The 4,570-nt window shown below is 59.7% G+C and carries 2 protein-coding genes; one reads left to right on the forward strand and one right to left on the reverse strand.

Annotation, left to right across the window (positions count from 1 at the left end; translation table 11 throughout):
- Positions 1–3,986, forward strand: a 3,986-nt coding sequence (locus tag HMPREF0372_RS15995) for an S-layer homology domain-containing protein (protein WP_007494745.1), incomplete at its 5' end; no start/stop codon positions are given.
- A 49-nt stretch (positions 3,987–4,035) separates the two neighbouring features.
- Here the strand turns inward: HMPREF0372_RS15995 and HMPREF0372_RS16000 are convergent.
- The gene (locus HMPREF0372_RS16000; RefSeq protein ID WP_024725101.1) at positions 4,036–4,449 is read right to left on the reverse strand and encodes a hypothetical protein; all 414 of its coding nucleotides are present in this window, start codon (positions 4,447–4,449) and stop codon (positions 4,036–4,038) included.
- Between the last annotated feature and the right edge of the window lie 121 nt (positions 4,450–4,570).

Genomic DNA, 4,570 nt, shown 5'->3' on the forward strand with positions numbered 1-4,570 from the left:
GGGCTCTCAGCCTGGCTCTGGCGGCGATCATGCTCATCGGCATGATGGTTGTCTCCGCCAGCGCTACGGGCCTCGACGACTTTTCCGACAAGGACAAAGTCGTCAACAAGGATGCCGTTTCCATGCTCACTACTCTGGGCGTGATCAACGGCAAGGAAGACGGGTCTTACTTTGACCCCACCGGCAACGTGACCCGTGCCGAGATGGCGAAGATGATCGCCACCGTCCTGAATCAGGGCGCCGATGTGGACGGCCTGTATGTCGGGATGAACACCGGCCTGACCGACGTGAAGGGCCACTGGGCTGAGAGCTACATCAACTACTGCTACAGCCTGGGCATCATCGCCGGCCGCGGCAACGGCAAGTTTGACCCCGCCGCTACCGTTACCGGCAACGAGGCCGCCAAGATGCTGCTGGTGGCCGCCGGCTACGACGCGCAGCTCGAGGGCCTGACCGGTGCCGACTGGGCCATCAAGACCGCCTCTCTGGCCTCTACCCTGGGCATCTTTGACAACCTGAGTGTAGCTACCTCTGATCCTCTGACCCGCGACAACGCGGCGCTGCTGATCTACAACGCTCTGGACATCGAGATGATTCAGAAGTACGAGAACGGCTATGCCATCGCCTTCACCGACCACCGCACCCTGCTGAGCGCCAAGTACGGTGTTTACAAGATTGAGGGCGTGGTTGTCTCCAACGAGGAGGCCGCGCTGAACAACACCGACAGCGACTTTGCCTCCGCCAAGGGCAAGACCACCATGGAGAACGTGAAGGTCTACGCCTCCACTACCTCCAACACCACCACCGGCGAGTACGAAGAGGTGAAGGGCCAGGTCGTGTTCAACGTGTCCACCACTGCCGACATGCTGGGCAAGACCGTGACCATGTACGCCAAGAAGACCACCGTTCTCTCCAACTCCACCGTGCTGGGCGTGTACCTCGATGATGCCAGCAACGTGGTCAAGACCACCGCTGACACGCAGGACACCATGAAGGACTTCCTGAAGGGCACCGGCCTGTCCACCGACAAGGACACCGCCTACTATGTCAACTACGGTGTGATGGACAGCGAGGCCGACGCCACTAAGGCGCTGGGCTTTGACGCCAAGACCGGCCGCTTCACCAACGTCAACGGCAAGACCAATGCCTACGGCGTGGAGATGACCGCCATCGACAACGACGGCGACGGTATTGTTGAGTACGTCCTGTACCTGCAGGAGACTCTGACCCAGGTCATCGCCAAGAGCGACTCCAAGGAGACCACCACTCTGAACGCCTTCAACAAGAACAAGGCCATCGACAACGAGAACATCGTGACCGACGCCAACCTGTCTGAGGGCGATCTGGTTCTGGTTGCCTCTTACGGCGGCAAGTACCATGTCTCCACCCCCAACGTTGTGACCGGCCAGATGGAGTCCTACTCCTCCAGCAAGACCAAGGAGCAGACCATCACCGTGGGCGGCACCGAGTACCACCCCTCTTACATCCTGTTTGCGGCGGATGCGGCCGACAACACCTACGAGTTCAACGTGCTGGACTGCGGCACCAAGGACGGCGTGGACTTTGACATCGACTACGACTTCATCCTCGACTCCAATGACAACGTGATCGCTTACCGTCCCTCCTCCAAGGGCGTGGGCGACTATGCCCTGATCCTGGATTCCGGCTACGATCCGGGCCGCACCAACTCCAACCCCACCGGCGAAGTGAAGGTTCTGCTGGCCGATGGCACCGAGAAGCTTTACACCCTGAACTTCGATGCCTCCGCGCAGAACGTGGGCGAGCAGCTCTTCCCCAAGCTGACCTCCTCTCAGCAGAAGGACAACGGCATTGAGGAGCTGAAGGGCTTCCTGGGCTCCTCCGTTCAGGACAACACCACCACCAAGCCTGATGGCACGCTGCCCTTCAGCGGTGACGTTCACTACTCCAGCAAGCAGCACCAGTCCGGTTTCGCTGCCGGCTATGTCATTGAGTACAGCCTCAACGACAAGGATGTTCTGACCATCAAGTCCATCGTGGGCGACAACCATGCCAACGCGGATGACCACTACAGCCCCGCCAACGTGAAGAGCACCCTTGCTGCCGACTATGATACCGGCGCTGCCCGCATCAAGTACGGCACCAGCAGTCAGGTGGCCGTGGACAAGAACACCGTGGCCTTCTACTTCACGACCGTGAACGGCGAGGACAAGTACGGCGTGGCCATCGGCTACGACAAGATGTCTAACGTAGACAAGAACACCGCTTTTGTGGCCCAGACCACCAAGGCCAATCTGACCGACGTGGTTCTGTTCGACGCTGAGGGCGTGGCCGCCGAGAAGGACTACGCCTATGTCCTGGGCCGCACCAGCAGCTCCTCCGGCTATGTGACCCTGAACGTGCTTCTGATGGACGGCACCGCCTCCACCCTGAAGCTCACCCGCTCCGACTACGACTCCCTGTTCAAGGGCAACAGCGACTTTGAGACTGCCTATGCCTACACCGTGAACGGCGAGGGCGTGGCGGATCTGACTGCCCCCGGCAGCAGCGGCACCCACGTTCTGACCGGCTATGCCGTGAAGCTCAACGACGGCACCGTGGCTGTCTACAGCGACAAGAAGCTCACCAAGCTGGTTGACAGCTACTCCTACGACAAGAATATCTGGAACGTGGAGGACGTGTCCGCTGGTACCAACGCTCCCGCCGGCGCTTTCTCCACCGGCGTTGCGAAGGAGACCGTCCTGGTTCTGGATGCCGACGAGAACACGGTCCGCGCCGCGTACATCAAGAGCGTCCTGGACGGCACTGAGGTGCCGGATCACGGTACCGGCTCCCTGTCCGACGGTGTGATCTCCACCAGCAACGAGACCATGATCAGCGACATCAGCAACCAGACCATCACCCTGACCAACGACATGGCTGCCAGCACCTCCGGCAGTGTCACCACCGCCCAGAGCAAACTGACCGCCGACGTTCTGGTCAACGCCCTGCAGGGCAATGTGAAGGGCGTCTACGAAGAGGTGTTCGGCACCTACAAGCTGGTTGCCACTAACCCCTATCCCGTTGTGACCAGCGCTATGTATGTCGGCGTCGACACCAACAAGGGCATGGTCTACTACAAGATCGCCTTTGCCAACCCCAAGGCCCCTGTGATCACCACCGACCTGACCACCACTGCCGTCACCGGCACGGAGCTGAAGGTCGTGGCTAACGCCCCCGACAAGGGCGCCCTGTCCTACGAGTGGCACAAGGTGTCCGGCAACAACGATTCCGTGGTTGGCTCCAACAGCGCCACCTATACGGCCAACGACGCCGGTGAGTACTACGTGGTCGTCACCAATACCCGCAACAGCCTGACCGCTACCACCAAGAGCGCCACCTGCAACGTTGGCACCAAGGTGGATGCCGCGAAGCCCACGTTTGACACTGATCTGAAGTCCACCGGCTATGTCGGTGACAAGCTGACAGTCAAGGCCAGCGTGGCCGACAAGGGCACTGTGTCCTACCAGTGGTATAAGGACGGCATGCCCCTCTCCGGTGAGACTGGCGAGTCCTACACCCCCACTGAGGCTGGGAAGTACTATGTTATCGCCACCAACACCAAGGACGATGTGAATGGCGACAAGACTGCCCAGACGAAGAGCACCGAGTGCACTGTGAGCGTCAAGATTAGCGCGGCTGATATGAACCTTTCCATTACCGCTCCGACGAACGGTGCCACCATTGCCGATGCTGCTCTGACGGACAGCGCTTCTAGCAGCAAGGTCGAGATTGGTACTCTTATTTGGGAAAAGAGTGATGACGGAAGTTCCGGCTGGGCCAGTGCAACCGGAAACTTTGAGCAGAAGTTCTATCGTGCCACCGTCACGCTTACTGCTAAGGATGGATTTGCTTTTGGCGAGTCCGGCGATTATAGCAGCCTGACTGTTACTAATGGCAAGGCCACGTCGGCCACTGTCTCTGATGGCAGCCTGAAGCTGGTTATTACTTTTGATCAGGTTCAGTAATCTCCCCATATTTTAAAAAGTTCCCCGGGCCAACGGCCCGGGGAACTTTTTATGGTATCTGGCCCTCCAGAAACGCCAGATATGGATAGGTCTTTCCCGACTCGTTGATCCGGTCGATCGCCCCATCTTCATGGACTACCCGAAACCCCTGCTGGATAATCTCAATCGCACCTGCCGCCGTCTGCCGGCTTGCCAGCAGCAGCCCGGAGCGGCCCGGAAGCAGCACAGCCGAGGGCCGGAACCCCAGCGGGATGCTCTGACTCGTCCCATTTCCCAGGAACGCGCCGCAATAAAGCTTTGCCTTTTCCGCCGCTGCGGCGGCCAACTCCGCCCGGTCGGCCTGTCCCAGCTTTTCCTGGAGTGCGGCCGCAATCCTTCGGAAGTCCTCATTAAAATCCGTCCGCAGGAAGCTATCCTCCGGCTCCCACTGGTGCAGGTGGTAATATTCCGTATAATTTGCCATATTCGTCCCATCTCCTCCCGGCACAGGCAAATCCCCTGCGTCCGGCACACAGCCGAACGCGAGGGCTTTGTCCTGCCGGATGGCCTGCGGGCGGGTGTGGGCACCCGCCCCTACATACAAG

Origin of the sequence: Flavonifractor plautii ATCC 29863 (assembly GCF_000239295.1) — a bacterium.
GTDB classification, from domain to species: Bacteria; Bacillota; Clostridia; order Oscillospirales; family Oscillospiraceae; genus Flavonifractor; species Flavonifractor plautii.

What these genes read in the sequence shown, in the direction of transcription:
- HMPREF0372_RS16000 (WP_024725101.1), bottom strand. Translation starts at nt 4,449, where the DNA reads ATGGCAAATTATACGGAATATTACCACCTGCACCAGTGGGAGCCGGAG.